The organism is Agromyces sp. GXS1127 (genome assembly GCF_050565425.1).
GTDB lineage: Bacteria > Actinomycetota > Actinomycetes > Actinomycetales > Microbacteriaceae > Agromyces.
In genome coordinates, this window is sequence record NZ_JBOCIG010000003.1 from 414,234 (window position 1) to 440,724 (window position 26,491).

A 26,491-nucleotide genomic window follows, 5' to 3' on the forward strand; every position below is an offset into this window, starting at 1 on the left:
GCCTCGATCGTCGGGCCACCGTCGTCCCGCACCGCTCGACCGAGCGGATCCCCGACCGATGTGCGCGCGTCGCGCGCACCCGACGAGACACTGGACGACATGACCACTCGACCCGACACCGAGACGACGCCCGAGCCGGCACCCGATCCCGCCGCGGCGCCCGCACCGAAGAACGCGTTCGATCGCTTCTTCGAGATCACCCGCCGCGGCTCGACGATCCCCGCCGAGATCCGCGGCGGTGTCGTGACCTTCGTCACGATGGCCTACATCGTCATCCTGAACCCGATCATCCTGTCGGGCGGCACGGATGTCGCGGGCGACGACCTGGGCTTCGCGCAGGTCGCGGCGGTGACCGCGCTGACCGCCGGCGTGATGACGATCCTCTTCGGCGTCGTGGCGCGCCTGCCGTTCGCCTTCGCGGCGGGCCTCGGCATCAACTCCTTCCTCGCGGTCTCGGTCGTCGGCCAGGTCACCTGGCCCGAGGCGATGGGGCTCGTGCTGATCAACGGCCTCATCATCGTCCTGCTCGCCGCCACCGGCCTCCGACGTCTCATCTTCGAGGCGGTGCCCATGCCGCTGAAGCTCGCGATCACGGTCGGCATCGGCCTCTTCATCGCGTTCATCGGGTTCGTCGACGCGGGCTTCGTCACCGCCACGGGCGTGGCGTCGCCGCCCGTCGGCCTCGGGATCGACGGCTCCCTCGCGACGGTGCCCACGCTCGTGTTCGTCGTCACGCTGCTCGCCACTGGCGTGCTCGTCGCGCTCCGGGTCAAGGGCGGCATCCTCATCGGCCTGCTCTCCGGAACCGTGCTCGCGATCGCGCTCGAGGCGATCCTCGACCTCGGGCCGAAGGTCGGCGGCGACGGCAGCGTCAACCCGCAGGGCTGGGGCCTGTCGGTGCCCGAGCTGCCCGCGCAGTGGGTGAGCCTGCCCGACCTGTCGCTCGTCGGCCAGGTGAGCTTCGGCAGCTTCGAGCGGATCGGCGTGCTCGCCGCGCTCATGCTCGTCTTCACGCTCGTCTTCACGAACTTCTTCGACGCGCTCGGCACCATGACCGGCCTGTCGAAGGAGGCCGGGCTCGCCGACGCGAAGGGGGAGTTCCCGCGCCTGCGGTCCGCGCTCGTCGTCGAGGGCGTCGGCGCCGTCGCGGGCGGCTTCACCTCGAGCTCGTCGAACACGGTCTTCATCGAGTCGGGTTCGGGCATCGGCGAGGGCGCGCGCACGGGCCTCGCGAACCTCGTCACCGGTGCGCTCTTCCTCCTCGCGATGTTCCTCACGCCGCTCACGTCGGTCGTGCCGTCCGAGGTCGCCGCGGCCGCGCTCGTCATCGTGGGTGCCCTCATGATGGCGCAGATCCGCGACATCGACCTCTCCGACTTCAGCGTGCTGCTGCCGGTGTTCCTCACGGTGACCGTGATGCCGCTCACCTACTCGATCGCGAACGGCATCGGCGCGGGCTTCGTCAGCTGGGTGGTCGTGCGCACGTTCGCCGGCAAGGCGAGGGAGATCAGCCCCCTGCTGTGGATCGTCGCGGCCGGGTTCGTGCTCTACTTCGCCCGCGGTCCCGTCGAGATGCTGCTCGGGGGCTGACGCCGGCCGCGCGGTCGCGCCGGCGGAGCGAGTCCGCTCCGCCGGCGCGGCCGTCGGTCATTCCCCGGTGCGGGCGGGCTCGGGTCCCGGGGCCGGCGTCTCCGCCGGCGCGCCCGTGCCCCGCCATCGCGCGATCCCGTTCATGAGGTGGTAGATCACGATCGCGGCGATCGTGCCGAGCGCGATGCCGTTGAACGCGACCTGCCCGAACGAGAACGTGAAGTCGGCGATGCCGATGACGAGGGCGGTGGCCGCCGTGAACTGGTTGACGGGGCTGCGGAAGTCGACCCGGTTGTCCACCCAGATCTTCACGCCGATGACGCCGATGAGGCCGTAGAGGGCCGTCGTGACGCCGCCGAGCACGCCCGCGGGGATCGTGTTGATGAGCGCGCCGACCTTCGGCGACAGGCCGAGGAGCACGGCGAAGGCGCCGGCGACCCAGTACGCGGCGGTCGAGTACACGCGGGTCGCAGCCATGACGCCGATGTTCTCGCCGTAGGTGGTCGTGCCGGAGCCGCCGAAGAAGCCGGCGATCGTGGTCGCGAGCCCGTCCGCGAAGAGCGCACGGCCGGTGAACGCGTTGACCGACGGATCGGTCATCTGCGCGACGCCGCGGATGTGCCCGACGTTCTCGGCGACGAGGACGAGCACGACCGGCAGGAAGGCCGGGAGCAGCCCCCACACCGCGGCATCCGCCACCGGGTTCGCGGGCAGGTGGAAGGCGGGCAGGCCGACCCAGGCGGCCTCGCCGACGGCCGCGAAGTCGACCTCGCCCTGCACGACCGCGGCGACGTAGCCGATCACGACGCCGAGCAGGATCGACATGCGCCCGAGGATGCCGCGGAACGCGACGCTCGCGACGATCACCGCCGTGAGGGTGATGAGGGCCGTGAGCGGCGCGGCCTCGAAGTTGGTGCGCGCCACGGGAGCGAGGTTCAACCCGATGAGGGCGACGATGGCGCCGGCGACGACGGGCGGCATGAGCACGTCGATCCAGCGCGAGCCGGCGAACTGCACGACGAGGCCGACGAGGGCGAGCAGGATGCCGACGACGACGATGCCGAACAGCGCCGCGCCCATGGGGTCCGCGATGCCCTCGGCGGCGGTCGCGGCCGTGATCGGCGCGATGAACGCGAACGACGAGCCGAGGTAGCTCGGCACGCGGTTGCGGGTGACGAGCAGGAAGAGGATCGTGCCGATGCCTGAGAAGAACAGCGTCGTCGCGGGAGGGAAGCCGGTCAGGATCGGGACGAGGAAGGTCGCGCCGAACATCGCGACCACGTGCTGCGCGCCCAGTCCGATGGTGCGCGGCCACGAGAGGCGTTCGCGTGGGGCGACGACCTCGCCGGGAGCGACGTGGGCTCCGTCGCCGTGCAGCGTCCAGGGCAGGGGCATGGTTCTCCGATCGGGGTCGAGCCGGGCTGGTCCGCTCGGATGCTATCGGGGCGAGGACGGGGGCGTCAGCCGCCCCGCCGATCCGGGGGTTCGCCCCATGTCGTCGCGCCCGCGGCATCCGTAGCCTCGGAGCATCCCGATGGACAAGGAGATCCACTGATGACCACCCTCACCCCCGCACCGGCGACCGACGTCGAGACGCGCGGGTTCGCCGTCTCGAGCCTCGTGCTCGGCCTCGTCTCGCTCGTCGCCGGCTTCACCTTCGTGGTGCCCGTCGCGGGCCTCGTGCTCGGCATCCTCGCCCTGCGGCGCGAGCCGTCGGGGCGGACCATGGCGATCTGGGGCATCGTGCTGAACGGCGTCATGCTGGCCGGCGTCGTCATCGCGACCCTCGCGTTCCTCGCCTTCGGCCTGCTGCTGCTGCCGTTCGCGCCGCTCGCGTTCGTCTGACGCCGACCGGCCGCGCCGGCGCCCGCGCACGAATCGGACGCCGTGTACAGCGGACGCGCACGGAACAGACACCGTGCAGCGGGAATCGCCGCGGGCCCGCGAGTAGGCTCGGTGACGTACCGAGCGCGGCGATCCCGCGCGTGTCCCCTGAAGGCGATGGAGCCGAAGTGTCGATGACCCGACCGCATCCCAACACCGTCGAGAGCGTCCGATCGGAGGACGAGGTGATCCCCACGAAGACGACCGAGATCCGGACCGAGACCGACTCGCTCGGGCCGGTCGAGGTCCCGGCCGACGCGTACTGGGGCGTGCACACGATGCGCGCGCTGCAGAACTTCCCGATCTCGAAGCGCCCCATCTCGGTCTACCCCGAGCTCGTCGTCGCGCTCGCGCAGGTGAAGCAGGCGGCATCCCGGGCGAACAAGGAGCTCGGCGCGCTCGAACCCCGCAAGCAGGCGTGGATCGACGAGGCGTGCCAGCGCATCATCGACGGCGAGTTCCACGACCAGTTCGTGGTCGGCGTCATCCAGGGCGGCGCCGGCACCTCGACCAACATGAACGCCAACGAGGTGATCGCCAACGTCGCGCTCGAGATCGCGGGCCACCCGAAGGCGCGCTACGACGTCATCCACCCGATCGACGACGTCAACCGCAGCCAGTCGACGAACGACACCTACCCGACCGCGTTGAAGCTCGCGATGACCGCGTCGCTCACGACGATGCTCACCGAGCTCGACCTGCTCCGCATCTCGTTCGGGCGCAAGGGCCGCGAGTTCCACGAGGTGCTGAAGGTCGGCCGCACGCAGCTGCAGGACGCGGTGCCGATGACGCTCGGCCAGGAGTTCCACGGCTTCGCGACGACCCTCGGCGAGGACATCGCCCGGCTGCGGGAGACGATCAAGCTGCTGTCCGAGGTGAACCTCGGCGGCACCGCCGTGGGCACGGGCATCACGGCCGATCCGGGCTACGCGGCCGCGGTCGTGCGCCACCTCAGCGAGATCACCGGGCAGCGCCTCGAGACGGCGCCCGACCTCGTCGAGGCGACGAGCGACACGGGTGTCTTCATGACGTTCTCGAGCGCCCTGAAGCGCAGCGCGATCAAGCTCTCGAAGATCTGCAACGACCTGCGCCTGCTCTCGTCCGGCCCCCAGGCGGGCCTCGGCGAGATCAACCTCCCGCCCAAGCAGGCGGGCTCGAGCATCATGCCGGGCAAGGTCAACCCCGTGATCCCCGAGGCGGTCAGCCAGGTCGCGTACGCGGTCGCGGGGGCGGATGTCACCGTGATGATGGCCGCCGAGAACGGCCAGCTGCAGCTCAACGCGTTCGAGCCGGTCATCGCGCACTCGCTGCTGCAGTCGATCACGTGGATGCGCCAGGCCTGCTGGACCCTGCGCGTCAACTGCGTCGACGGCATCACCGCGAACACCGAGTTCCTCGACGCGCAGGTCGCGTCGAGCGTCGGCGTGATCACCGCGCTCATCCCGTTCATCGGCTACACCGCGGCGGCGAAGCTCGCCAAGGCCGCGCTCGCGACCGGCCGTCCGGTCGCCGACCTCGTCGTCGAGGCGGGTCTCATGACCCGCGAGGACGTGACGCGGCAGCTGCTGCCGTCGCGTCTGTCCGGTGTGCACCCCATCACGCAGGCGATCAACGTCGTCGAGCTGAAGGGCGAGCCGAGCGACTGAGCGCGGCAGGGCATCGCTCCTCTCGGACTAGATCACGCGGCAGTGCGTCGTGAGCGATCCGATGCCCTCGATCGTCACGGTGACGGTCGAGCCGTCGTGCAGGAACACCTGCGGGTTCCGGGAGTACCCGGCGCCGCCCGGGCTGCCGGTCGAGATGAGCGTGCCCGCGGGCAGGGTCGCGGTCTTCGAGAGGTAGGAGATGATCTCGGCGACGCTGCGGACCATCTCGTTCGTCGAGGCGTCTTGGAGGATGTGGCCGTCGAGGTTGGTCGTGAGCCAGAGGTCCTGCGGATCGGGGATCTCGTCGGCCGTGACGACGACGGGTCCGGTCGGGGTGAAGCCGTCGAACGACTTGCAGCGCGACCACTGGGCCTCGCTGAACTGGATGTCGCGGGCCGTGATGTCGTTGACGACCGTGTAGCCCCAGACGTGGTCGAGGGCGTCCTGCGGCGACACGTTCCGCGCGGGCGTGCCGATGATCACCCCGAGCTCGGCCTCGTAGTCGACCTGGGTCGCGACGTCGCCCGCCCACGTGGTCGTCGCGCCGTGCGCGCCGAGCGAGTTGGGCCAGAGCGAGAAGATCGTCATCGCCGACTCGGAGCGGAGCTTCAGCTCGGACGCGTGGGCGGCGTAGTTCGCGCCGATCGCGAGCACCTGGGTGGGCCGCAGGACGGCCGAGTCGTGGCGGAGTTCGGCGACGGGCAGGGTCGGCGCACCGGATGCGGCGGCCGCCTCGACCACGGCGCGCACCTCGGCGAGGCCGTCGGGGCCGCGCTCGATGAGCTCCTGCAGGTCGCGTGGCGCGTCGGCCATGACCTCGTCCAGGAAGGTCGCCTGTTCGTCGTGGACCACCGCGAGTCGGGGGGTCGTCCGGCCTTCGACTCGGAGGTGTGCGAACTTCACTCATCTAGGCTATCGGCCGGTTCCGCGCGGCCGCTGTGCAGAACGTACAACGAACCGGGCGGCGTGCTCCGTCACGTCGACAATGCGGATGCCGCGGCTCGCCACAGGTGCATCGACGCGTAGCTGCGCCAGGGCGCCCAGGCAGCGCCGCGCGCGGCGAGCGCCCTCGCGTCCGACGGCAGGCCGAGGCGGGCGGCGCCGTTCCGGAGCGCGAGGTCGGAGACGAGGAGCTCGTCGGGCTCGCGCGTGACGCGCATCGCGAGGTACCCGGCCGTCCACGGGCCGATGCCGGGCACCGCGAGGAGGTCGGAGCGCAGCTCGCCGCGCTCGCGCTCGGGCGCGACGACGAGGTCGCCGGAGGCCAGCCGGCCGCAGACGTCGACGATGGTCCGGATCCTCGCTGCGGGGCCGCGGAGCACGTCGGCCCCGTGCTCGGCGATGGCCGCGGCGGTGGGGAACAGGGTTCGCGTGCTCCCGCCGAGCTCGATCCGCTCGCCGAGGTCGGCGGCCAGTCGGGTGAGCGCCGTGCGCGCGGCCGCGACGGAGACCTGCTGGCCGACGAGGGCACGGACCACGAGTTCGTGGGGGTCGAGGCTGCCGGGCATGCGGATGCCGGGGGCCTCGGCGACGGCCGGCGCGAGGACGGGGTCGGCCCCGAGTGCCGCATCGATCGCGTCGGCGTCGGCGTCGAGGTCGAACAGGCGCCGGACCCGTGCGACGAGCGGGGCGAGGTCGGCGAGGCCCGTCAGGTGCGCCTCGACGTCGATCGCGGCGGCGTCGTCGACCGACGCGAGTCGGACGAGCGCGGGCCCGCCCGGCAGCGCGAGCGTTCGCTCGTAGCGCTCGGGCGCCGCGACTTCGACGCCGTCGAGCGCGCGCGTCGCGAGCCATGCGAAGACGCCCGCGGCGTCGAAGGGCGGCCGGGCCGGCAGGCGGAGCCGCACGACGCCCGCGTCGCCGGCGCCCGGCTGCGCGGCATCCGTCGCACCGAGGAGGGCGCCGGACGCCGCCGCGACCCGACCGCCGCGCCGCGCGCGGGCCGAGGCGCGCAGCTCGAGCGGACTGCGCTCGTAGACCGCGCGCACGGTGTCGTTGAACTGGCGGATGCTGCCGAAGCCGGCCGCGAAGGCGACGTCGGAGACGCGCATCGACGTGGAGGTGAGGAGCGCCCGCGCGGTCTGGGCGCGGTGCGCCCGCGCGAGGGCGAGCGGCCCGGCGCCGAGCTCGGCGGTGAGCACGCGCGTGAGGTGGCGCGGCGTGTAGCCGAGTCGCGACGCGAGTCCCGGCACGCCCTCGCGCTCGACGACGCCGTCGGCGATGAGCCGCATGGCGCGTGCGGCGAGGTCGTCGTCGAGGTCCCACTCGGGCGAGCCGGGCACGGCGTCGGGCAGGCAGCGCTTGCACGCGCGGAGCCCGGCCTCGTGGGCGGCGGCCGCGGTGCGGTAGAACGTGACGTTCCCCGGCTTCGGCGCCGCCGCCGGGCAACTCGGCCGGCAGTAGATGCCCGTCGAGTGCACGCCGGTGATGAACTGGCCGTCGAAGCGCGCGTCGCGGGCGAGCATCGCGCGGTACTTCTCCGCGAAGGCCGGGTCGGCGAGCGGGTCCGGACGGGTCGTGCCGTGCGAGACGCGTCGCTGCGCGGGATGCGGTCGGGCGGTCGTGGTCACCCTCACAGCGTCGCATCCGATCGCCGTCCTGCATAGCGGGAATCGGACATCGCGGCGTCGCTACGCTGGTGCCATGCCCACCGATGCGCCATCGCCCGCCGCCGACCTGCTCGACCGCGCCGGGGAGGTGCGCTCCGACCTCGCCGCGGCGTTCGGCGACCGGGTCGCCTTCGACGGTCCCGGCCTCGACGCCGTGCGCGAGGACCGCTCGGGATGGCGCAGCGACGCGCCCCCGATCGCCCTGGTGCACGCGGCATCCGTCGCCGACGTGCAGGAGCTCATGCGCATCGCGACCGCGACGCACACGCCGGTCGTGCCGCGCGGCGCCGGAACCGGCCTCGCGGGCGGCGGCATCTCGACGCGGGGCTCGATCGTGCTCGACCTCTCGCGCATGGACCGGATCCTCGAGATCGACGACGTCGACGAGCTCGCGGTCGTCGAGCCGGGCGTGCTGAACGGCGACCTCGACCGCGCCGCGCGCGAGCGCGGGCTCTGGTACGCGCCCGACCCCGCGAGCCGGACGATCTCGTCGATCGGCGGCAACATCGCCACGAACGCGGGCGGGCTGCTCTGCGCGAAGTACGGCGTGACACGCGAGAGCGTGCTCGGGCTCGCGGTCGTCCTCGCGGACGGCTCGCTGCTGCGGACGGGGCACCGCACGGTGAAGGGCGTCACGGGGTACGACCTCACGGCGCTCCTCACCGGGTCGGAGGGCACGCTCGGCGTGATCGTCGAGGCGACCCTGCGGCTCCGACCCGTCGTGCCCGGACCGATCGAGACGGTGGCGGCGGCCTTCCCCGACGTCGAGTCGGCGGGCGTCGCGGTCGGCGGCGTCGCCGCGGCGCGCGTGCGCCCCGCCATCCTCGAGCTCATCGACCCCGTCGGGCTCGCGCGCGTCGCCGAGCACCTCGGCGCCGACGCGCTCGCCGGCACGCCGCTCGCGCAGTTCGCGCCGGGGGAGACGTTCCTGCTCGCGCAGTGCGACGCCGGCGACGCCGCGATCGAGGCCGAGACGATCGCGCGCGTGTTCGCCGAGGCGGGCGGCCGGGTGACCAGGTCGACGGATGCCGCGACCGGCGACCGGCTGCTCGAGATCCGCCGCGCGATGCAGCCCGCGCTCGCCTCGCGCGGCAACGTGCTCATCGAGGACGTCGCGGTGCCACGCTCGCGCCTGCCTGAGATGTTCCGCGAGATCGCCCGGATCGGCGCCCGGTACGGCGTCGAGATCCCGACGCTCGCGCACGCCGGCGACGGCAACCTGCACCCGAACTTCGTGTTCGAGGGCGACGAGGTGCCCGAGCACGTCTGGGAGGCGGCCGACGAGCTCTTCCGCGCCGCGGTGCGGCTCGGCGGCACGCTGACCGGCGAGCACGGCGTCGGCGTGCTGAAGCGCCGCTGGCTCGCCGAGGAGCTGGGGGATGCCTCGGTCGACCTGCAGCGGCGCATCAAGGCCGTGTTCGACCCGGCCGGGATCCTGAACCCGGGCGTGATGTTCCCTCCCGGGGACGGCGGCGATCGCTAGGCTTCCCGCGTGAGCCTGACGCCGCCGCCCGACCCGTATCGGCACATCAACGCCGGTGAGCCGCTCCCGGCCGACCCCGCGTTCGCGCACGTGGTGCCGGCCCGCGCGCGCACCGGCCTCGGCGCGGGCGTCGCGATCGTCGTGGTCATCGCGATCGCCGGCCTCGTCGCCGTGCTCGTCGCCGGCTACCTCGCCGTCTCGCTCGGCGCGTCGGTGGTCGCTGTCGGCACGCTCGTCGCGCTCGTGCCGCTCGCGATCGTGCTGTTCGCCGTCCGCTGGATCGACCGGTGGGAGCCCGAACCGCGCTGGGCGCTCTGGCTCGCCTTCCTCTGGGGCGCCGCCGTGTCGGTGGCGATCGCGCTCATCGTCGACCTCGGCGTGCAGCTGTTCGCCGCGTTCGCCTCGCCCGACGGCGCGACGACCGACGAGGCGCTGCAGGCCGTCGTGCAGGCGCCGATCGTCGAGGAGCTCGCGAAGGGCCTCGGGGTCCTCCTCATCTTCCTGCTCGCGCGGTCGCACTTCGACGGGCCCGTCGACGGGCTCGTCTACGGCGCCACGGTCGCGGCGGGCTTCGCCTTCACCGAGAACATCCTCTACTTCGGTGCCGCGCTCATCGAGGGCGGTGCGGGCGAGCTCGGCACGACGTTCATCATCCGCGGGCTGTTCTCGCCGTTCGCCCACGTGCTCTTCACGGCATGCACGGGCGTCGCGATCGGCTTCGCCGCCCGGCGCGGGCGCGGTGCGGGGGTCGTCGCATGGTTCCTGGTCGGCCTCGTCGCCGCCATCCTGCTGCACGCCTTCTGGAACGGCTCGCTCGCCTTCGCCGACGCGTTCGCGCTTTACTTCACCGTGCAGGTGCCCATCTTCATCGCCGCGATCGTCGTGACCGTCCTCCTCCGCCGGGAGGAGCAGCGCGTGACGCGCACGCGGCTCTCGGAGTACGCCGCCGCGGGGTGGTTCAGCCAGGAGGAGGTCGACGGCCTCTCGACGTGGCCGGGGCGGAGGGCCGCCCTCGCCTGGGCTCGCGCGCAGCAGCCGCCGCGCACCGCGCAGGTGCAGCGCTTCATCGCGGATGCCACGCGGCTGGCGTTCACGCGCAACATCATCGCAACGGGGCGGGCCGACGTGCGCCGGCACGCCGACGAGCGCGCGCTGCTCGACGCCGTCACGCGCGACCGCGCCGCGATCTCGGCCTGACCCGGACGACCGCCGCTCCGCCGGTCTATGCTTGCCGCAACCGTGAGGTGATCGACGGCGATCGGAGACGGCGTGCCCATGCCGAACGAGGTGCCGCGGGGCGACGTGGGCGCCCTGCGCGATCGGCTGCTGCGAGCCCAGCAGGATGCGATCGCCACGGGCGTCGTGCCGCTCAGCCTCCGCCCGGTCGTCCGCGAATCGTGGGAGCGCGCCATCCGCGGGGCCATCGACCCCGACCGGGCGCTGCCGCGGATCGAGCTCGACGAGGACGAATTCCGCGCCTATCGCGCCGGCCACGCGCTCGCACCCGTCATGCCGGTCATCCGGCGACTCCTGGTCGACGGCACGGAGGACGCCGGGCTCGTCGTCGCAGTGGGCGACGCGCAGGGGCGGCTGCTCTTCGTCGAGGGCGATGCGCACCTGCGACGACGGGCCGAGGACATGCTCTTCGTCGCGGGCGCAGACTGGTCGGAGTCGAGCATCGGCACGAGCGCGCCAGGCACCGCGCTGCAGCTCGACCGCGCGGTGCAGATCCGCGGCGCCGAGCACTACAACCGCATCGTGCACCCGTGGAGCTGCACGGCGGCGCCCGTGCACGACCCGGTGACGGGCGCCCTGCTGGGCGTCATCGACATCACGGGCACCGACCTCGCCGTCGCACCGCACACGCTCTCGCTCGTCTCGGCGACGGTCGCCGCGGTCGAGGCCGAGCTCCGCATCGCGAACCTCGAGTCGAGCGTGCACGCCACCATCCGCCGCTCCCGCATGCGCACCGTGCCCGCCCCGCGCACGCCGCTCACCGTGCTCGGCGCGCAGCGGCCGCGACTCGGCGCGCACGAGCTGAGCCCGCGGCACGCGGAGATCCTGACGCTCCTCGCCTGCCGCCCCGACGGGATCGCCGCAGACCGGCTCGCCGCGCTCGTCTACGAGCGGGATGCCTCGCCGGTGACGCTCCGCGCCGAGGTGACGCGCCTTCGGCGGGTACTCGAGGCGGCCGGCGAACCGCCGCTCGAATCGCGCCCGTACCGGCTCGCGCGCGAGCTCGACCTCGACGCCGCCCGTGTCCCGAAGCTCATCGGGCAGGGATCGCTCCGCAAGGCCCTCGAGCAGTACCCCGGGCCGATCCTGCCCGCGTCCGTCGCCCCCGGCATCGTCGAGCTCCGCGACGAGCTCGCGAGTCGCCTTCGCGAATCGATGCTCGCCGACGCCTCGCCCGACCTCCTCGCCGCCTTCGCGGAGCGCGACGAGCACCGCTACGACGCCGACCTCTGGCGCGCCCTCCTCGAGGTGCTGCCGCCGCGCTCTCCGCGACGCGCGTCGGTCGTCGCTCACCTCGAGCGGATCGACGCGGCGCTGCGCTGAGCCGCGAGCCCGCGGCATCCGTCGCCCGCACTGCAACCCTCCTGCAACCCTGGGGCAACCGGGCCGCAACGCCCGGACTCGTACCGTGTCGATCGCCCCACTCCGAGGGCATGACGACGACGTCACGAGGAGACACGATGACCGTGTACGCCGCGCCCGGCACCGCCGGCGCACTGATCCAGTTCAAGCCGCGCTACGAGCACTTCATCGGCGGCGAGTGGGTGAAGCCCGTCGAGGGCGCCTACTTCGACGACATCTCGCCGGTGAACGGCAGGCCGTTCGCCGAGGTCGCCCGCGGCACCGCGGCCGACATCGAGGCCGCGCTCGACGCGGCGCACAAGGCCGCCCCGGCATGGGGCCGCACGAGCGCCGCGCACCGCGCCGCCATCCTGAACGCGATCGCCGATCGCATCGACGCCAACCTCGAACTGCTCGCGGTCGCCGAGACCTGGGACAACGGCAAGTCCATCCGCGAGCCGTTGAACGCCGACCTGCCGCTCGCGAGCGACCACTTCCGCTACTTCGCGAGCCTCATCCGCGCCCAGGAGGGCAGCTTCACCCAGCTCGACGAGGACACGGTCGCCTACCACTTCGACGAGCCGCTCGGCGTCGTCGGCCAGATCATCCCGTGGAACTTCCCGCTGCTCATGGCCGTGTGGAAGCTCGCCCCGGCGCTCGCCGCGGGCAACGCGGTCGTCCTGAAGCCCGCCGAGCAGACGCCCGTGTCGATCCTCGTGCTGGTCGAGCTCATCGCGGACCTCCTGCCCGCCGGCGTCCTGAACGTCGTCAACGGCTTCGGCGTCGAGGCCGGCAAGCCGCTCGCCTCGTCGAACCGCATCCGCAAGATCGCGTTCACGGGCGAGACCACGACGGGCCGGCTCATCCTGCAGTACGCGTCGGCGAACATCATCCCGTCGACGGTCGAGCTCGGCGGCAAGAGCCCGAACATCGTCTTCGAGTCGGTCGCCGACCGCCGCGACTCGTTCTACGACAAGGCGCTCGAGGGCTTCAGCCTCTTCGCCTTCAACCAGGGCGAGGTCTGCACCTGCCCGAGCCGATCGCTCATCCAGAAGTCGATCTACGACACCTTCCTCGACGACGCCATCGAGCGCACCAAGCTCGCCCGGCAGGGCAACCCGCTCGACACCGAGACGCAGGTCGGCGCGCAGGCCTCGAACGACCAGCTCGAGAAGATCCTGAGCTACATCGACATCGGCAAGCAGGAGGGCGCGAAGCTGCTGCTCGGCGGCGAGCGCGTCGACCTCGGCGGCGACCTCAGCGAGGGCTACTACGTCGCGCCGACCATCTTCGAGGGCGAGAACCGCATGCGCCTCTTCCAGGAGGAGATCTTCGGCCCGGTCGTCGCGGTCACGAGCTTCCAGGACTACGACGACGCCATCCGCATCGCGAACGACACCCTGTACGGTCTCGGCGCCGGCGTCTGGAGCCGCAACGGCAACGAGGCGTACCGCGCGGGTCGCGACATCCAGGCCGGCCGCGTGTGGGTGAACAACTACCACGCGTACCCCGCGGGAGCGGCGTTCGGCGGCTACAAGTCCTCGGGCATCGGTCGCGAGAACAACAAGCAGGCGCTCGATCACTACCAGCAGACGAAGAACCTCCTCGTCAGCTACAGCGAGAACCCGCTCGGGTTCTTCTGATCGGCAGCCGGCCATGACGATCGAGACGACGGATGTCGCGGCGCTCGCCGCACGCGTGGTCGCGTCGGTCACGGTGCCGGGAGACGTCTCGCCGCGGGTGGAGCTCACGCCCGCGGCGAGCGTCCTGCTCGCGACGCTGTGGGCCAAGCACGGGCCGCTGATGTTCCACCAGTCGGGCGGATGCTGCGACGGCAGCGCCCCGATGTGCTACCCCTCAGGCGACTTCGCCACGAGCGCGGCCGACGTGCTGCTGGGCGAGCTCGACCTCGGCTCGGGCCGGGTCGTGCCGTTCTGGATATCGGCCGAGCAGCTCCGGTACTGGCGGCACACGCACCTCACGGTCGACGTCGTGCCGGGCCGGGGGAGCGGCTTCTCCCTCGAGGCCCCCGAGGGCGTCAGGTTCCTCATCCGCTCGCGGCTCATGGAGGAGTGAGAAACTCGTCGCCCCGCGGTGTGGCCTCAGCCGACAGCACTCCGGGGCGACGAGCTCTTAGGGGACCAGACTGCAACGTGTTCGCCCTCAGCACAAGACCCGTGTGGACGGGCGTCCCGGATTGAGTCGGCACGCGGCATCCGTTTTGATGGACGCATGACTGATACGAACAGCAAGCCCGAGGTCGAGGCTCCCGAGGGTCCGGCCCCCGCCGAGCTCGTCATCGAGGACATCGTCGTCGGCGACGGCCCCGAGGCCGCGCGCGGCTCGACGGTCGACGTGCACTACCTCGGCGTCGAGTACGACTCGGGCGAGGAGTTCGACTCGTCGTGGAGCCGCGGCCAGTCGATCAACTTCCCGCTGCAGGCGCTCATCGCCGGCTGGCAGGAGGGCATCCCCGGCATGAAGGTCGGCGGGCGCCGCAAGCTCACCGTCCCGCCGCAGCAGGCGTACGGCCCGGCCGGCGGCGGGCACCCGCTCTCGGGCAAGACCCTGATCTTCGTGATCGACCTGCTCGGCGTCAGCTGACCCGAGCCCACGCACGGTCCGGAGGCCGGCGCACCCGCCAGGGGCGCCGGCCTTCGTCGTGCCCGGCGACGACGATCGCATACGGATCACGGTCGGATCCGGGAGCGTGGTCGGAAGATTTTCCATGCATGTGCATCCGATCGGCGGCCTCTGCTGGAAGCAAGTGGTGTCAGGCAACTTCCGCCCCGCTGACGCGGGAACCCCGCCGAGGCGGGCCACACCAGGAGGACACCATGAAGAAGATCGTCGCCGCCGGCATCGGCGCCGGAGCGCTCATCGCACTCGGCGGGCTCGCACCCGCGAACGCCGCGGAGGACGCGGCCATGCTCTCCGTGCTGCACGGCGTGCCCGGCCTCACGGTCGACGTCTACGTGAACGACGAGCTCACGCTCGACGACTTCGAGCCCGGCGACCTCGCCGGCCCGCTCGAGCTGCCGGCGGGCACCTACTCCGTCGCGATCACCGCCTCGGATGCCGCGGACGCGTCCGAGCCCGCGATCGGGCCCGTCGACCTGCCGCTCGAGGCGGGCGGGAACTACACCGCAGCAGCCCACCTCGACGCCGAGGGCAACCCGACGGCGACCCTCTTCACGAACGACGTCTCGGAGATCGCGGCCGGCGAGGGCCGGCTGACCGTCCGCCACGTGGCCGCCGCGCCCGCCGTCGACGTGCTCGCCGGCGGTGAGGCCGTCATCTCGGGCCTCGAGAACCCCGACGAGCAGACGCTCGACCTGCCCGCCGGCACCGTCGAGGCGTCCGTCGCCGCGGCGGGCACGACCGACCCGGTGCTCGGGCCGGCTCCCGTCGACGTCGCCGAGGGCACGCTGACCATCGTCTACGCGTGGGGCAGCCTCGACGACGACACCCTCGAGCTCGCGGTGCAGACCGTGACCGGCATGCACTCGAGCCCCGACGGCGTTCCGGCGGGTGCTGCGGGACTCGTCGCCACCAACGCCCCCGAGCAGCAGTTCGGGATGTGGGCGCTCGTGGGCGTCGGCATCCTCGCCGCGATCGCGCTCACCGCGGCTGCCACCCGCGCGGTGGCCGCGTCGAAGGCGGAGCGCTGATCCGGATGCGGGGGAAGGGGGTCGCGGCCGGGGCGTTCGGGTCCCTGGTCGCGGCCTCCGCCGTGCTCGCGCTCGTGGCCGGGTGCGTCGCGGCGTCGTCGTCCGAGGACGGCGCCGCGACGCCGGTCGCGACCGCACCGCCGACGGCGTCCGTGGCCCCCGGGGCCGCGCCGGCCGCCGCGGCCCCGCCGGCCGCGGTTCCCGAGGTGCCGCGGCGGTCGGCGTCCCTCGGTGAGAACCGTGCGGCTCCGGCGTCTGCGCCCGTCCGGATCGAGGTGCCCGACCTCGGCATCGACATGTCGGTCGAACCCGTCGGACTCGACGCCGAGGGCCGGATGGGGCTCTTCGACGATCCCGCCGTCGCCGCCTGGTACCGGTGGGGACCCGCCCCGGCATCCGAGACCGGCTCGACCGTGATCGCCGCCCACGTCGACTCGCTCGAGTACCGGGTCCTGCCGTTCGCGCGGTTGAAGGACGCGACCCCGGGTATGCGGGTGGTCGTGACGGATGCCGCGGGCATGCGCCACACCTTCGCCGTGGAGTCGACGGCGGTCACCGAGAAGGCGGACGTCGACTGGGACGCCGCCTTCGATCGATCGGGTCCGCCGCGGCTGACACTCGTCACCTGCGGCGGTGAGTTCGACTACGAGGCGAGGCGCTACCTCAGCAACCTCGTGGTCACGGCCGTCCCGACGTGATCCCGTGCACGACCGGATCCGGGAGGGGGAGTCGATATGCTGATGGCCACGCCGCAGCCGACCGCCGCGGCGCCGCCGCCCGTCACGGTCGACGTGCGGTCCCGCCAGGTTCCACCGCGCCGGGGTCATCCCGACCGGGCCCGACGAGAGGATGAGCGCCGCACGGTGAATCCGATCGCCTTCGACACCCTGGACGACCGCGCGCTCGCGGAGGAGTTCTCCGCCGGCGACGAGCGAGCCCTCCGCGAGGCCTACGCGCGGTGGTCGCCGCTGGTCTTCCGCCTGGCGTTCCGCTCGCTGGGCGACCGCACGGACGCCGAGGACGTGACGCAGCAGGTCTACCTCGCCGCGTGGCGCGGGCGTGCGACGTTCGACGCGACGCGATCGACGCTCAGCGCGTGGATCGTGGGTATCACGAAGCACCGGATCGCCGACGCGCACGAGGCCCGTGCCCGAGCCCGGCGCCTCGAGGAGAGTCTCGTCGCCGAGGCATCCGTCGCCTCGACCGCCGTCGACGACGACCTCGCCGAGCGCGCGATGGTCGCCGAGGAGCTCGGCCGGCTCGAGCCGGTGCCGCGGCGGGTCATGCAGCTGGCGTTCTACGACCAGCTCAGCCACTCGCAGATCGCCGAGGCCCTCGACCTGCCGATCGGCACGGTGAAGAGTCACGTGCGGCGAAGTCTGAGTCGATTGCGATCACGATGGGAGGTGGAGGATGGACCACATCGAGCCTGAGGAGCTCGCCGTGCTGGCCCTCGATGGGGGAGAGCCCGACGGTGACGTCCGCGCCCACCTGTCGTCGTGCACGGCCTGCTCGGCCGAGTACGCGGCGCTCGCCCGGACGGTCGAGCTCGGGCGCGACGCGCCGGACGGCGACCTCGAACCGCCGCCGTCCGCGGTGTGGTCGCGGATCCACGAGGAGCTCGGGCTGGCCCCGGAGCTCGCGCCCGACCCGCTCGCGGGGGATGCGCTCGCGGCGGATGAGCTCGCGGATGGCGCACCGGCATCGGCACCGGATGCACCGGATGCATCGCAACCGGACGCGCCGGAACCGGCACCGCTCCGCCATGTCGTGCCTCGCCGCCCGCGCAGCACGGCCGCGGCTGCCGGCGGACCCTCGCGCCGACGCACCTGGTGGCTGGTCGCCGCGGCGGCGGCCGTCGTCGGCCTGGTCGCGGGCGTCGGCATCGGCGTCGCGATCACCGGCGTCGGCGGGGACGGGATCGACCCCGACGCGAACACGGTGCTCGCCACCGCCGAGCTCGACGCCTTCCCGGGCTGGGACGACGCGGCGGGCACGGCGACGGTCGAGGAGGATGCAGCGGGCGAGCGCACCATCCTCGTGGACCTCGCGACGGAGGTGCCCGCCGGCGAGGTCCGCGAGGTGTGGCTCATCCGCGCCGATGCGTCGGGCCTCGTGAGCCTCGGGCTCATGGACGGCGACTCGGTGCGCCTCGCCGTACCCGCGGGGATCGACCTCGACGAGTACCCGCTCGTGGATGTCTCGGCCGAGCCCGTCGACGGCGATCCCGCGCACTCCGGGGACTCGATCGTCCGCGGGGAGCTCGGCGCGGCGTGACGTGAAGCCGGTCGCGCCGGTCCGGTAGATTGCGGCTGACCCCGCGGAGATCGTCGACGCGGCCGGCGCCGACCTGTTCGACGCGATCGTCGGCGGCCCGCCCGTTCCCCGCACCCGAGAGGCACGACGACGTGACCCCGCCCGCCCCCGCCGCACCCGCCCCCGCACCCGGCTCCGCCGCGCCGCTCGGCGACGTGGAACCGCACCTGCCCGACCCGCTCGCCCGCGCGGACCGCCGTCGCCTGAGCGTGGCGTTCGTGCCGTACGTCGCGCTGAGCCTGGTGCACCTCGTCGTCCTGGCGGCCGATCTCGGCGCCGGCGCCGTGACCGCGTCCAAGCTGCTCCTGATGCCCGCGATCGTCGTCGCCGTCGTGCTCGCGCGGCCTCGCAGGCGCTCGACCGCGGCGTTGCTCATCTCCGCGATCGCCCTCTCGTGGGGCGGCGATGCGCTGCTGACCGGCTCGGGCGACGGATGGTTCGTGGCGGGCCTGCTCTCCTTCCTCGCCGCGCACGTGGCGTACGTCGTGCTCTTCGTGCGGCTGCCTGCCGCCGGTCGCCGACTGCCGTGGTGGACGCTCGCGTACGCCGCATGGTTCGCCGGCTTCCTCGCGCTCCTCGCGCCCGGGCTCGGCGGTCTGCTCGTTCCGGTCGCGGTCTACGGGCTCGTGCTCGGAACGATGGCCGCGCTCGCCGGAGGCCTCGGCGGACTCGTCGCGCTCGGCGGCGCGCTCTTCGTCGTGTCGGATTCGGTGCTGGCGCTCGGGCGGTTCCTGCCCGGCTACGAGTTCGCCGCGCACGACCTCGTCGTGATGTCGACCTACCTCGCGGCGCAGGGGCTCATCGCGCTCGGCGTGCTCACGCGTCGGGTCGGCGGTCCTGCTCGATAGGCGGGGCCGCGCTTCCGGGCTCGGTCTCGGACTCGGAGCCGGGCTCGGGCTCGGGCTCGGACCGGGGCTCGCGCTCGGTCCGCGCGGCATCCTGCGGCGATCGGGTCGGCTCGGGCTCCGCCGGCGCCGGAGCGCGGCGCCCGTCGACCCCGCCCCGCCCGCGTGCGGGGTCGGCGACGTCGCGCACCCGGTCGACGAGGTCGCGCCACGGACCCTGCACCTGCCGCTCGGCGAGGGTCGCCTCGTGCGGCTCGCACCGGATCCGGTACACGTACCGGTCGGGTTCCGGCGGCGCGGGCGGCGTCTCGCTCCAGGGCAGGCGCTCGACGAGGAGCACCCACTCCTCCGGATCGGGCTGGTTCTCGACCTCGACGGTCCACGTCAACCGCAGTCCCGCGAGGCCGCCGCTGCGGGTGACCTCGACCTCCATGGTCCGGATGCTACTCCGGTTCGATGCCGACGGCGCTCCAGCCGTTGCCGACGGCCTCGACCTCGCGCGAGCCTTCGCCGAAGCGCTCGCGCGCGGCGGCGAGCGTCGCCGCGGCGAACACCGCGAACCCGTCGTTCGGCTTCAGCGTGCCGCCCGTGAGGGTGTCGTACCAGACGCGCCCGACATGCTCCCACGCGAATCCGCCGAGTTCGACGGCCGCCAGGGCGAACGCGCGGTTGGGGATGCCGGAGTTCAGGTGGACGCCGCCGTTGTCGGCATCCGTCTCGATGTAGTCGCTCAGGTGCGACGGCTGGGGGTCGCGACCCAGCACGTCGTCGTCGTAGGCCGTGCCGGGTTCGAGCATCGAGCGGAGCGCGCGACCCTGGACGAGCTCGGTGAAGATCCCCTCGCCGATGAGCCAGGTCGCCGCCTCGGCATCCTGCCCCATCGCGTACTGCTCGGTGAGCGCGCCGAACACGTCGGAGACGTGCTCGTTGAGCGCACCCGACTGGTCGCGATAGCGCAGCCGCGCGGTCATCTCGGTGACGCCGTGCGCGAGCTCGTGCCCGATGACGCTGAGCGACTGCGTGAACCCGCGGAACACCTCGCCGTCGCCGTCGCCGAACACCATCCGCTCGCCGTCCCAGAACGCGTTGTCGTAGCGGTCCCCGAAGTGCACGGTCGCCTCGAGCGGCGAACCCGCACCGTCGATCGCATCGCGGCCGTAGACGCGCTCGAAGAGCGCCCAGACCTCGCCGAGGCCGTCGTACGCCTGGTCGACGGCGGCGTCGCCGGTCGCGGGCTGCCCCTCGGTGCGCACGAGGCGGCCGGGCAGGGATTCGGCGCCCTCGGCGTCGGAGATGCGGCGGTCGGGAGCGGGCTCCGGGGCCGCGGCCGAGTCGCTCTCGTCGCCCTCGGCGACCGGCCCGCGCTCAGCCCCCGGAGCGCCGACGCCCTCGCGCTCGAGCGTCGACGATCGCGTGTGCTCGTGCGGCAGCAGCCCCGGGTGGGCGCCCTCGACGCGCAGATCGCGCATGGGCTCGTCGCGCAGCAGCGACCGGCGCGCGGCCTCGGCGGCGACGTCGAAGTACTCCGGCGCCGCGGCGATCCGCAGCAGCAGGTAGGGAGGGACGATGCCCGCGCGGCGGTGGGATTCGCGCGGTGCGTGCGGCTGCGGCATCCGGATCATGCGTCGATGCTGACATGCGCCGCCGACAGCGGCGGGCGCCCCGCCGTGAACGCCCGGTCCCCAGGACCATCCCCATGCCCATGCCCAGCCCAGGCCCATGACAAGCTTGAGGGGTGACCGCCGCCGTCGCCGCGCCCTCCGAGGTGCGCACCCACCCGATCGCGCTCATCCCTGCCGTGCTCGTGTGCTCGGCCGCGGTGCTGCTGTTCGGATTCCAGCTGCGCCTGCCCGGATACGCGATGCTCGTCGTCGGGCTCGTCATCGCCTGGCTCGTCGACCGGTCGGGCCGCACCGAGCGGCTGCTGCCCGATCTCGCACTCATCGCGATCGGGCAGGCGATCATCTCGACCATCTCGCTGAAGGCCGAGCTCACGAACGGGGCCATGGTGCGCTTCGCGGTCGTGCTCGGGCTCGCCGTGGCCGTGCCGTTCCTGATCTCGCGGTTCCTCTACCGGGAGCGCGTCATCCGGTTCCCGTGGCGCACCGGCCGCCGCTGGACGCGCACCCAGTGGCTCTACCTGATCTTCGTCACCTTCGCCGGATGGCTCATCCTGCCGTTCTACTTCATCACCTCGGGCGTCTACCAGAACTGGCCGACCGTCACCGAGCCGAACGAGATCGCGCGCCTGTTCGTGGGCGTGAACGCGGTCGGCACGTGGGACGAGCTCTTCTTCATCTGCACCGTGTTCGCGCTGCTGCGCCGGCACTTCCCGACGTGGCAGGCGAACCTGCTGCAGGCGATCGTGTTCGTCTCCTTCCTGTGGGAACTCGGCTACCAGTCGTGGGGGCCGCTGCTGACGATTCCGTTCGCGCTGATCCAGGGCTACACGTTCAAGCTCACGAAGTCGCTGACGTACGTGCTCATCGTGCACCTGCTGTTCGACGCGGTCGTGTTCTGCGTGATCGTCTACGCGCACAACGGGTGGCCGGCGATCTTCCCGCTGGAGCCGGCGGGGTAGCGCGGGTTCAGTCCCGTTGCCGCGAGGGCCGGATGGCGCGCACCGAACCCGCTCCGAGCGCGATCGCGCCGGCGACGGCGCCGGCGCACACCGCCCACTCGATCGCGCCGGGCGCCTCGGGCGGCGTCTCGAACACGGCGCCGGAGTCGCTGCGGTAGACCTCGGCCTCCGTCCCGACGGCGAGGTCGTCGCTCCGCACGTCGGCGGTGGTCCCATCGGGAAGCTCGACGGTCACGTACCGGAACGGTGCGGAGCGGCTGCCGCGCCGGTCGGCGACGAGGCGCTCCTCCGTGTGCTCTGCGACGACGACCGCCGCGACGGGCGAGGTCGACGTCGTCGCCCGCGAGACGGTCTCGTCGACGGCGACGGTCGCGGTGATGGCGAGTGCGACGGCGCCGATCGCGAGCACGGCCGCGGTGATCCGGCGCGGCGGGAGTCCCGTGCGCTCGTCGGTTCGTCGTGGGGAGTCGGTCATACGTCGCGATCTCGAGGCTCTCGATTCCATGGTCGCACGCCCTACAGGATCCGGCGCTGCCGGCAATGGACATGCCGTGCACCATGCGCGCGGTGCGGTACGAGCGGTAGGGCGCTCCGGACCGGGTGCGTCGCGTCGACGCGCCGGTTCCGGCCCCGGGGCGGGGGCTCCATCCGGGCGACTGCCGACCGTGCGAACGGCACGTAGAGCAGGATGCGACGACCCGCCGACATCGCGTTGCGTGATCGGTCGGAGTGATCGGTCAGAACGGCGCCGGCTCGAGGTCGGAGTCGAGCAACTCCAGGGCTTCGGCATCGACGGGGGCCCCAGGATCGGGTGGATCGGCCGGTTCCGGTGGATCGGGCGGGTGAACGCCCTCACCCGCACCGACCGGCTCGAATCGCCGCTCCGGCGTCGTGCGCAGCACGTGGCCGGAAGGCGAGGTCCAGCGCATGATGCCGTTCGCCTCGAGTGCGACCCGCCAGCCCGCCTCGTGCTTCAGGCGGTGGTGGTGGCGACAGAGCACGGCGAGGTTCGCGGCGCAGGTCTCGCCGCCGTGCGCCCAGGCCCGGGTGTGATCGAGGTCGGCGCGCTCGGCGCGGCGGTTGCAGCCGGGGAACCGGCACTGCCCGTCGCGAACGCGCACGTAGCCGTCGAGGTCGGCCGGTGCGCGGTAGTGCTCGCGCCCGTAGCTGAGCGTCGCGCCGGTCTCGGGGTGCACGAGGATGCGCCGCATCGACGGCGCGTGCGCGGCGATGATGCGGGCGGTCTCGGCGTCGATCGGCCCGTAGCCCTCGAGGTCGGCGGGCTCGTCGCCGAGGCCGAGCAGCGTGAGCACCGGCACGGTGACGTTGAGGCGCGGCTGCACCGCACCGGTCGGCCCGGCGACCGCGTCGCGCGTGCGCGCGTCGTCGGGGAGCGTGCCGGAGAGCAGCAGGTCGGCGGCGAGGTCGGTCGCGCGCTGCGCGCTCGTGCGGTGGTCGTCGGATGCCTCGCGACCGGCGAGCACGTCGAGCCGGCGCTCGATCGCGAACGCGCGCTCGGCCTCGAGGAACAGGCTCAGCCAGGCCATGCCGTCGGGGGCGGCCTCGACGCACACGCGACGGTCGGCCGCGGCACGGGCGCGCCGGTCGACCAGCGGTTCGGGCAGCAGTCGCTCGCGGACCCTCCGCATGCGGCGGCGCACGTCGGCGTTCGTCGAGACGACGCCATCGGCGACGGCAGCCGCCGCCGCGTCGAGCGCGACCCGTTCCACGGCGTCGGCGACTTCCGAAGGCGCGCCGCGCGTGAGCTCGAGCACCGAGCGAACCTGCGTCGGCGCGACCTCGCCGGCATCGAGCGCGTCGAGCGTCGCGACGCGCGGCCCGGTCAGGCGCTCGGCCTCGGCGACGAGGCGAGAGGCGGATGCCTCGTGCTGTCCGAGCGTCGTCGCGAGCTCGGCGACGAACGACCGCGTGGCAATGTCGCGATCGCCAGCCCGGCTCGACTCGGTGATGCCCGCCACCTCGGTGGCGAGATCACGCGCCCGTTGGACGGCCCGGTACCGGTCGGCATGCAGCCGCCGGATCAGCTGCTCGGCGCTCGCGATCGCGGCCAACTCGAACTCGAGCGCCTGTTCGGCGGGGAGGTCGAGGATCGCTGGCATGGGTCCATCCAATCAGGACCCTCTGACATCGGAGGGGGCGAGGCGAGACACGAAACCGCCGGTCAAGTGCGCAATCATCGCACGGACGCGGCGGCGGATCCGGTCGTGGAGCCGCGCACGGCCTGAGCCGGCGCCATCCGCCCTCACCCCTCGACCGCAGCCCCCTGCTCGCCGAGCCAGTCGCGCAGCACCGCGGCGTGGTTCCGCACAGGGTCCCGCGCGCCGAACAGCAGCGTCACGCGGTCGTGCGCGCGCGCGACGTCCAGCAGCGCTCGCGCCGCCGGGCTGCCGTCGAGCTCCGCGCGGTACCGCGCGGCGAACTCGTCGAAGCGGTCGGGGCCGGCGTGGTGCCACTCGGTCCGCAGCTCGGGGGAGGGCGCGGCATCCTTCGCCCACTCGTCGAGCTCGGCGCGTTCCTTCGAGATGCCGCGCGGCCACAGTCGGTCGACGAGCACCCTGACGCCATCGGATGCCTCGGGGGCATCGTAGACGCGCTTGATCGCGACGGCCATGCGGCCAGTGTGCTCCCCGCCCGGCCCGGCAGGCAACGGCAGCCGGCGAACCCCTACGCCGCGACCGCCGCCCGACGCTCCAGGACGATCTGCTGGACCGCCGCCCGCCCGGCCCGGTTCGCGCCGACGGTCGACTGCGACGGCCCGTAGCCGATGAGGAACAGGCGCGGGTCGTCGAGCGACCGGGTGTCGGCGACCCGGAAGCCGCCCGCGCGGGTGCGCAGGCCGAGCGGCGCGAGGTGGTCCAGCGCCGGCCGGAAGCCCGTCGCCCACAGGATGACGTCGGCCGGTCGGAACGACCCGTCGGGCATGCGCACGCCGTCCTCCTCGATCGCGGCGAACATCGGATGGCGCACCAGCACGCCGCGCGCCTGCGCCGCCCGCGCCCACGGCGTCCAGTGCATGCCCGTGACCGCGATCACGCTGCCGGGCGGCAGGCCCTCGCGGACCCGCGCCTCGACGCCGGCGATAACGGCGGTGCGGGCGGGCACGTCGAAGTCCTCCTCGATCCACTGCGGCTCGCGCCGGGTCATCCAGGTCGTCTCGGCGACCTGCGAGATCTCGTCGAGCAGCTGGACCGCCGAGACGCCGGCGCCGACGATGATCACCCGCTTCCCGGCGAACTCGTCCACCGAGACGTAGTCGGCGACGTGCAGCTGCCGGCCGCGGAACCGATCGATCCCGGGATAGTACGGACGGAACGGCCGGGTCCAGGTGCCCGTGGCGTTGATCACGTACCGCGCCGCCCACGAGCCCCGGTCCGTCTCGACGAGGAGCCGGCCGTGCGGATCCTCGTCGGCGCGGCGCACCGCCCGGACGCGCACCGGCCGCTGCACGTCGAGGTCGAACCGGCGTTCGTACTCGGCGAAGTAGCGCGGCAGCACCTCTCGGCTGGGCGCGGCCGGGTCGGCGGGCGGCACGGGGTGACCGGGCAGCTCGTGGATGCCGTTGACCGTCCCCATGCGCAGCGACGCCCATCTGTGCTGCCATGCGCCGCCGGGTGCCGGGTCGGCATCGAGCAGCACGAAGGTGTCGGCGGCACCCGGCGCCTGGCCGACGGGAACGAAGCCGCGCCGGCGGAGGTGATGCGCGGCAGAGAGCCCGGCCTGCCCGGCGCCGATCACGGCGACGTCCACCGACACTGCATCCACGCATGCCGGAACCGCGACCGCGTCCGGCGTATTCCACGCCCTCGGCGCCCGAGCTCACCGCGGTTCGAGCGCGACGCGGAACGTCCCGTCGGCGTGCCACTCCGCGATCAGGAGCTCGGTGACCGCAGCGTCGCCCGACATCCCATCACCGTCGGGGTCCCTGCCCGAGCCGAGGCCCGCGGGGATGGCCGTCCGCATCACGAGGCCGTCGGCGGCGAGCGTGCGCACCGCAGTGCAGTCCCAGACCAGGCGACGCGCCTCGATCCGCAGGATCAGGCAGGCGACGAGGTCCTTCGTCGTGACCGCGTACACGCCGACGCCCGCGATCGGGCCGTCCGGACCGAGCACCTGCGCGACCCGGGAGGACGGGAAGACGGGTTCGAGCCAGCCCGGCAGCGACCCCCGGCTCCGATCGGGATCCTGGAAGACCGCCATCGTCCCGCCGATCGGCGCGGCATCGCCGGCCGCCGACCCCGCCTCGGCCCAGGCCCGAGTGCCGGGGACGACCACGAGCTCGACCGGCGAGGTGCTCGACTCGGCGGAGCGCGACGAGGACCAGGCCCAGGCGAACCCGCCGACGGCGATCATGAGCGCTGCGGCGATCAGGATCGCCACCGTGCCCGTGCGCCGTCGGGATCGAGGTGCGCCGGTCACGTGGTCCGCCGAGCCCGCAGGGCGATCCGCCGGGCTCGGCCGGCTCGGGCCCTCACTCCGCGGCGCCGGGTCCGAGGCCGCTCGAGCCGCTCCCGGGCGGTCGAGTTCGACCAGCTCCCACTCGCTCGCGCTCACCCATCGGACGTCACCCGTCTCCGGGTCCACGCGCTGCGCGCGCGGCTCGTCGCGACCCGCCCGTGAGTAGACCCGGGCCTGGAGCTGTCTCCGCCGTTCGTCATCCGACGCCATGAGGGATCCGATCCGGGCAGCACGCTACTCGCATGGGCGACGCGCAGGTATCCCGCCGACGGGGGGTGATCCGGCACCCGCGAGCGGGCGCGGGGGCGGCGAGCCCGCGGCATCCGCTCTGCTAGAATCTTGAGGTTGCCGTGAAACGGCCGCGCATCAAGAGAGCCCAGGCATCAGGCCCCGGGCAGCGCGCAACGAGAAGAAGGGATCCCATCTATGGCACTGGATGCAGACATCAAGAAGGCGATCATCGAAGAGTACGCGACTCACCCCGGTGACACTGGATCCCCCGAGGTCCAGATCGCGATCCTCACCAAGCGGATCAAGGACCTCACCGAGCACCTCAAGGAGCACAAGCACGACCACCACTCGCGTCGTGGCCTGCTGCTCCTCGTCGGTCAGCGTCGTCGTCTGCTCGGCTACCTCGCCGACGTCGACATCAACCGCTACCGCTCGCTGATCGAGCGTCTCGGTCTGCGTCGCTGAGCGCACCCGCCGCCGACAGGCGGCCGCGCGGCTCTCGATGACACCGCGAACTTCTTGCGAAGGCCCCCCGCCGGCTCACCCGAGCCCGCCGGGGGCCTTCGTCATGCGCGGAACGCG

At 73.0% G+C, this 26,491-nt stretch carries 26 protein-coding genes; 16 read left to right on the top strand and 10 right to left on the bottom strand.

What is annotated here, in order from left to right; all coding sequences use genetic code 11:
* Positions 1 to 99: 99 nt before the first annotated feature.
* Positions 100 to 1,590, top strand: a complete 1,491-nt coding sequence (locus ACQ393_RS07370) for an NCS2 family permease (RefSeq protein ID WP_430646178.1) — start codon at positions 100 to 102, stop codon at positions 1,588 to 1,590.
* 57 nt (positions 1,591 to 1,647) lie between these two features.
* Here ACQ393_RS07370 and ACQ393_RS07375 read toward each other — a convergent pair whose 3' ends face one another.
* Positions 1,648 to 2,985, bottom strand: coding sequence for a uracil-xanthine permease family protein (locus tag ACQ393_RS07375; protein ID WP_430646179.1), 1,338 nt, complete (start codon positions 2,983 to 2,985; stop codon positions 1,648 to 1,650).
* A 159-nt stretch (positions 2,986 to 3,144) separates the two neighbouring features.
* Here ACQ393_RS07375 and ACQ393_RS07380 point away from each other — a divergent pair, with 159 nt between their 5' ends.
* Both ACQ393_RS07380 and ACQ393_RS07385 read left to right on the top strand, forming a co-directional pair.
* On the top strand, positions 3,145 to 3,435 hold the full coding sequence (locus ACQ393_RS07380; protein WP_430646180.1) for a DUF4190 domain-containing protein: 291 nt from the start codon (positions 3,145 to 3,147) through the stop codon (positions 3,433 to 3,435).
* A 173-nt stretch (positions 3,436 to 3,608) separates the two neighbouring features.
* Complete coding sequence (locus ACQ393_RS07385) at positions 3,609 to 5,120, top strand: aspartate ammonia-lyase (RefSeq protein ID WP_430646181.1); 1,512 nt, start codon at positions 3,609 to 3,611, stop codon at positions 5,118 to 5,120.
* 27 nt (positions 5,121 to 5,147) lie between these two features.
* On the opposite strand, the gene ACQ393_RS07390 is transcribed toward ACQ393_RS07385, so the two are convergent.
* Both ACQ393_RS07390 and ACQ393_RS07395 read right to left on the bottom strand, forming a co-directional pair.
* The gene (locus ACQ393_RS07390; RefSeq protein WP_430646182.1) at positions 5,148 to 6,023 is read right to left on the bottom strand and encodes a fumarylacetoacetate hydrolase family protein; all 876 of its coding nucleotides are present in this window, start codon (positions 6,021 to 6,023) and stop codon (positions 5,148 to 5,150) included.
* A gap of 71 nt (positions 6,024 to 6,094) precedes the next feature.
* Entirely contained in the window at positions 6,095 to 7,690 is a 1,596-nt protein-coding gene (locus tag ACQ393_RS07395) for an AlkA N-terminal domain-containing protein (protein ID WP_430646183.1), read from the bottom strand.
* Between the two features lie 73 nt (positions 7,691 to 7,763).
* Here ACQ393_RS07395 and ACQ393_RS07400 point away from each other — a divergent pair, with 73 nt between their 5' ends.
* From ACQ393_RS07400 to ACQ393_RS07450, 11 genes are all read left to right on the top strand, one after another.
* Complete coding sequence (locus ACQ393_RS07400; protein WP_430646184.1) at positions 7,764 to 9,212, top strand: FAD-binding oxidoreductase; 1,449 nt, start codon at positions 7,764 to 7,766, stop codon at positions 9,210 to 9,212.
* 9 nt (positions 9,213 to 9,221) lie between these two features.
* Positions 9,222 to 10,409, top strand: a complete 1,188-nt coding sequence (locus tag ACQ393_RS07405) for a PrsW family intramembrane metalloprotease (protein ID WP_430646185.1) — start codon at positions 9,222 to 9,224, stop codon at positions 10,407 to 10,409.
* A gap of 78 nt (positions 10,410 to 10,487) precedes the next feature.
* Positions 10,488 to 11,771, top strand: coding sequence for a GAF domain-containing protein (locus ACQ393_RS07410; RefSeq protein ID WP_430646305.1), 1,284 nt, complete (start codon positions 10,488 to 10,490; stop codon positions 11,769 to 11,771).
* A 137-nt stretch (positions 11,772 to 11,908) separates the two neighbouring features.
* Positions 11,909 to 13,432, top strand: coding sequence for an acetaldehyde dehydrogenase ExaC (exaC, locus tag ACQ393_RS07415; protein WP_430646186.1), 1,524 nt, complete (start codon positions 11,909 to 11,911; stop codon positions 13,430 to 13,432).
* A 13-nt stretch (positions 13,433 to 13,445) separates the two neighbouring features.
* Positions 13,446 to 13,865: a DUF779 domain-containing protein gene (locus tag ACQ393_RS07420; protein WP_430646187.1), complete on the top strand. Its 420-nt coding sequence runs from the start codon at positions 13,446 to 13,448 to the stop codon at positions 13,863 to 13,865.
* A 156-nt stretch (positions 13,866 to 14,021) separates the two neighbouring features.
* Positions 14,022 to 14,393: an FKBP-type peptidyl-prolyl cis-trans isomerase gene (locus ACQ393_RS07425; protein ID WP_430646188.1), complete on the top strand. Its 372-nt coding sequence runs from the start codon at positions 14,022 to 14,024 to the stop codon at positions 14,391 to 14,393.
* Between the two features lie 233 nt (positions 14,394 to 14,626).
* A complete protein-coding gene (locus tag ACQ393_RS07430; RefSeq protein WP_430646189.1) occupies positions 14,627 to 15,460 on the top strand; it encodes a DUF4397 domain-containing protein in 834 nt (277 codons plus the stop codon).
* Positions 15,461 to 15,465: 5 nt separating this feature from the next.
* A complete protein-coding gene (locus ACQ393_RS07435) occupies positions 15,466 to 16,158 on the top strand; it encodes a class F sortase (protein WP_430646190.1) in 693 nt (230 codons plus the stop codon).
* Positions 16,159 to 16,323: 165 nt separating this feature from the next.
* Positions 16,324 to 16,893 carry an RNA polymerase sigma factor gene (locus ACQ393_RS07440; protein WP_430646191.1) on the top strand — a complete coding sequence of 190 codons (570 nt, stop codon included), beginning with the start codon at positions 16,324 to 16,326 and terminating at the stop codon, positions 16,891 to 16,893.
* Positions 16,874 to 17,737 carry an anti-sigma factor domain-containing protein gene (locus tag ACQ393_RS07445; protein WP_430646192.1) on the top strand — a complete coding sequence of 288 codons (864 nt, stop codon included), beginning with the start codon at positions 16,874 to 16,876 and terminating at the stop codon, positions 17,735 to 17,737. The genes ACQ393_RS07440 and ACQ393_RS07445 overlap by 20 nt, the downstream gene beginning before the upstream one ends.
* Before the next feature lie 131 nt (positions 17,738 to 17,868).
* Entirely contained in the window at positions 17,869 to 18,624 is a 756-nt protein-coding gene (locus tag ACQ393_RS07450) for a lysoplasmalogenase (protein WP_430646193.1), read from the top strand.
* Here the strand turns inward: ACQ393_RS07450 and ACQ393_RS07455 are convergent.
* Both ACQ393_RS07455 and ACQ393_RS07460 read right to left on the bottom strand, forming a co-directional pair.
* The gene (locus tag ACQ393_RS07455; RefSeq protein ID WP_430646194.1) at positions 18,593 to 19,054 is read right to left on the bottom strand and encodes a protealysin inhibitor emfourin; all 462 of its coding nucleotides are present in this window, start codon (positions 19,052 to 19,054) and stop codon (positions 18,593 to 18,595) included. The genes ACQ393_RS07450 and ACQ393_RS07455 overlap by 32 nt on opposite strands.
* Positions 19,055 to 19,064: 10 nt before the next feature.
* A complete protein-coding gene (locus ACQ393_RS07460; RefSeq protein ID WP_430646195.1) occupies positions 19,065 to 20,243 on the bottom strand; it encodes a M4 family metallopeptidase in 1,179 nt (392 codons plus the stop codon).
* A 113-nt stretch (positions 20,244 to 20,356) separates the two neighbouring features.
* Between ACQ393_RS07460 and ACQ393_RS07465 the strand changes: the two genes are divergently transcribed.
* The gene (locus ACQ393_RS07465) at positions 20,357 to 21,202 is read left to right on the top strand and encodes a CPBP family intramembrane glutamic endopeptidase (RefSeq protein WP_430646196.1); all 846 of its coding nucleotides are present in this window, start codon (positions 20,357 to 20,359) and stop codon (positions 21,200 to 21,202) included.
* Positions 21,203 to 21,209: 7 nt separating this feature from the next.
* Here the strand turns inward: ACQ393_RS07465 and ACQ393_RS07470 are convergent, their stop codons facing one another.
* From ACQ393_RS07470 to ACQ393_RS07490, 5 genes are all read right to left on the bottom strand, one after another.
* The gene (locus ACQ393_RS07470) at positions 21,210 to 21,677 is read right to left on the bottom strand and encodes a hypothetical protein (protein ID WP_430646197.1); all 468 of its coding nucleotides are present in this window, start codon (positions 21,675 to 21,677) and stop codon (positions 21,210 to 21,212) included.
* A 262-nt stretch (positions 21,678 to 21,939) separates the two neighbouring features.
* On the bottom strand, positions 21,940 to 23,322 hold the full coding sequence (locus ACQ393_RS07475) for a DUF222 domain-containing protein (protein WP_430646198.1): 1,383 nt from the start codon (positions 23,320 to 23,322) through the stop codon (positions 21,940 to 21,942).
* 143 nt (positions 23,323 to 23,465) lie between these two features.
* Positions 23,466 to 23,834, bottom strand: a complete 369-nt coding sequence (locus tag ACQ393_RS07480; protein ID WP_430646199.1) for a DUF488 domain-containing protein — start codon at positions 23,832 to 23,834, stop codon at positions 23,466 to 23,468.
* Between the two features lie 53 nt (positions 23,835 to 23,887).
* Entirely contained in the window at positions 23,888 to 24,985 is a 1,098-nt protein-coding gene (locus ACQ393_RS07485; protein ID WP_430646200.1) for an NAD(P)-binding domain-containing protein, read from the bottom strand.
* A gap of 54 nt (positions 24,986 to 25,039) precedes the next feature.
* The gene (locus ACQ393_RS07490) at positions 25,040 to 25,639 is read right to left on the bottom strand and encodes a hypothetical protein (RefSeq protein ID WP_430646201.1); all 600 of its coding nucleotides are present in this window, start codon (positions 25,637 to 25,639) and stop codon (positions 25,040 to 25,042) included.
* Positions 25,640 to 26,104: 465 nt separating this feature from the next.
* Here ACQ393_RS07490 and rpsO point away from each other — a divergent pair, with 465 nt between their 5' ends.
* Complete coding sequence (gene rpsO / locus ACQ393_RS07495; RefSeq protein WP_127793104.1) at positions 26,105 to 26,374, top strand: 30S ribosomal protein S15; 270 nt, start codon at positions 26,105 to 26,107, stop codon at positions 26,372 to 26,374.
* Positions 26,375 to 26,491 lie beyond the last annotated feature (117 nt).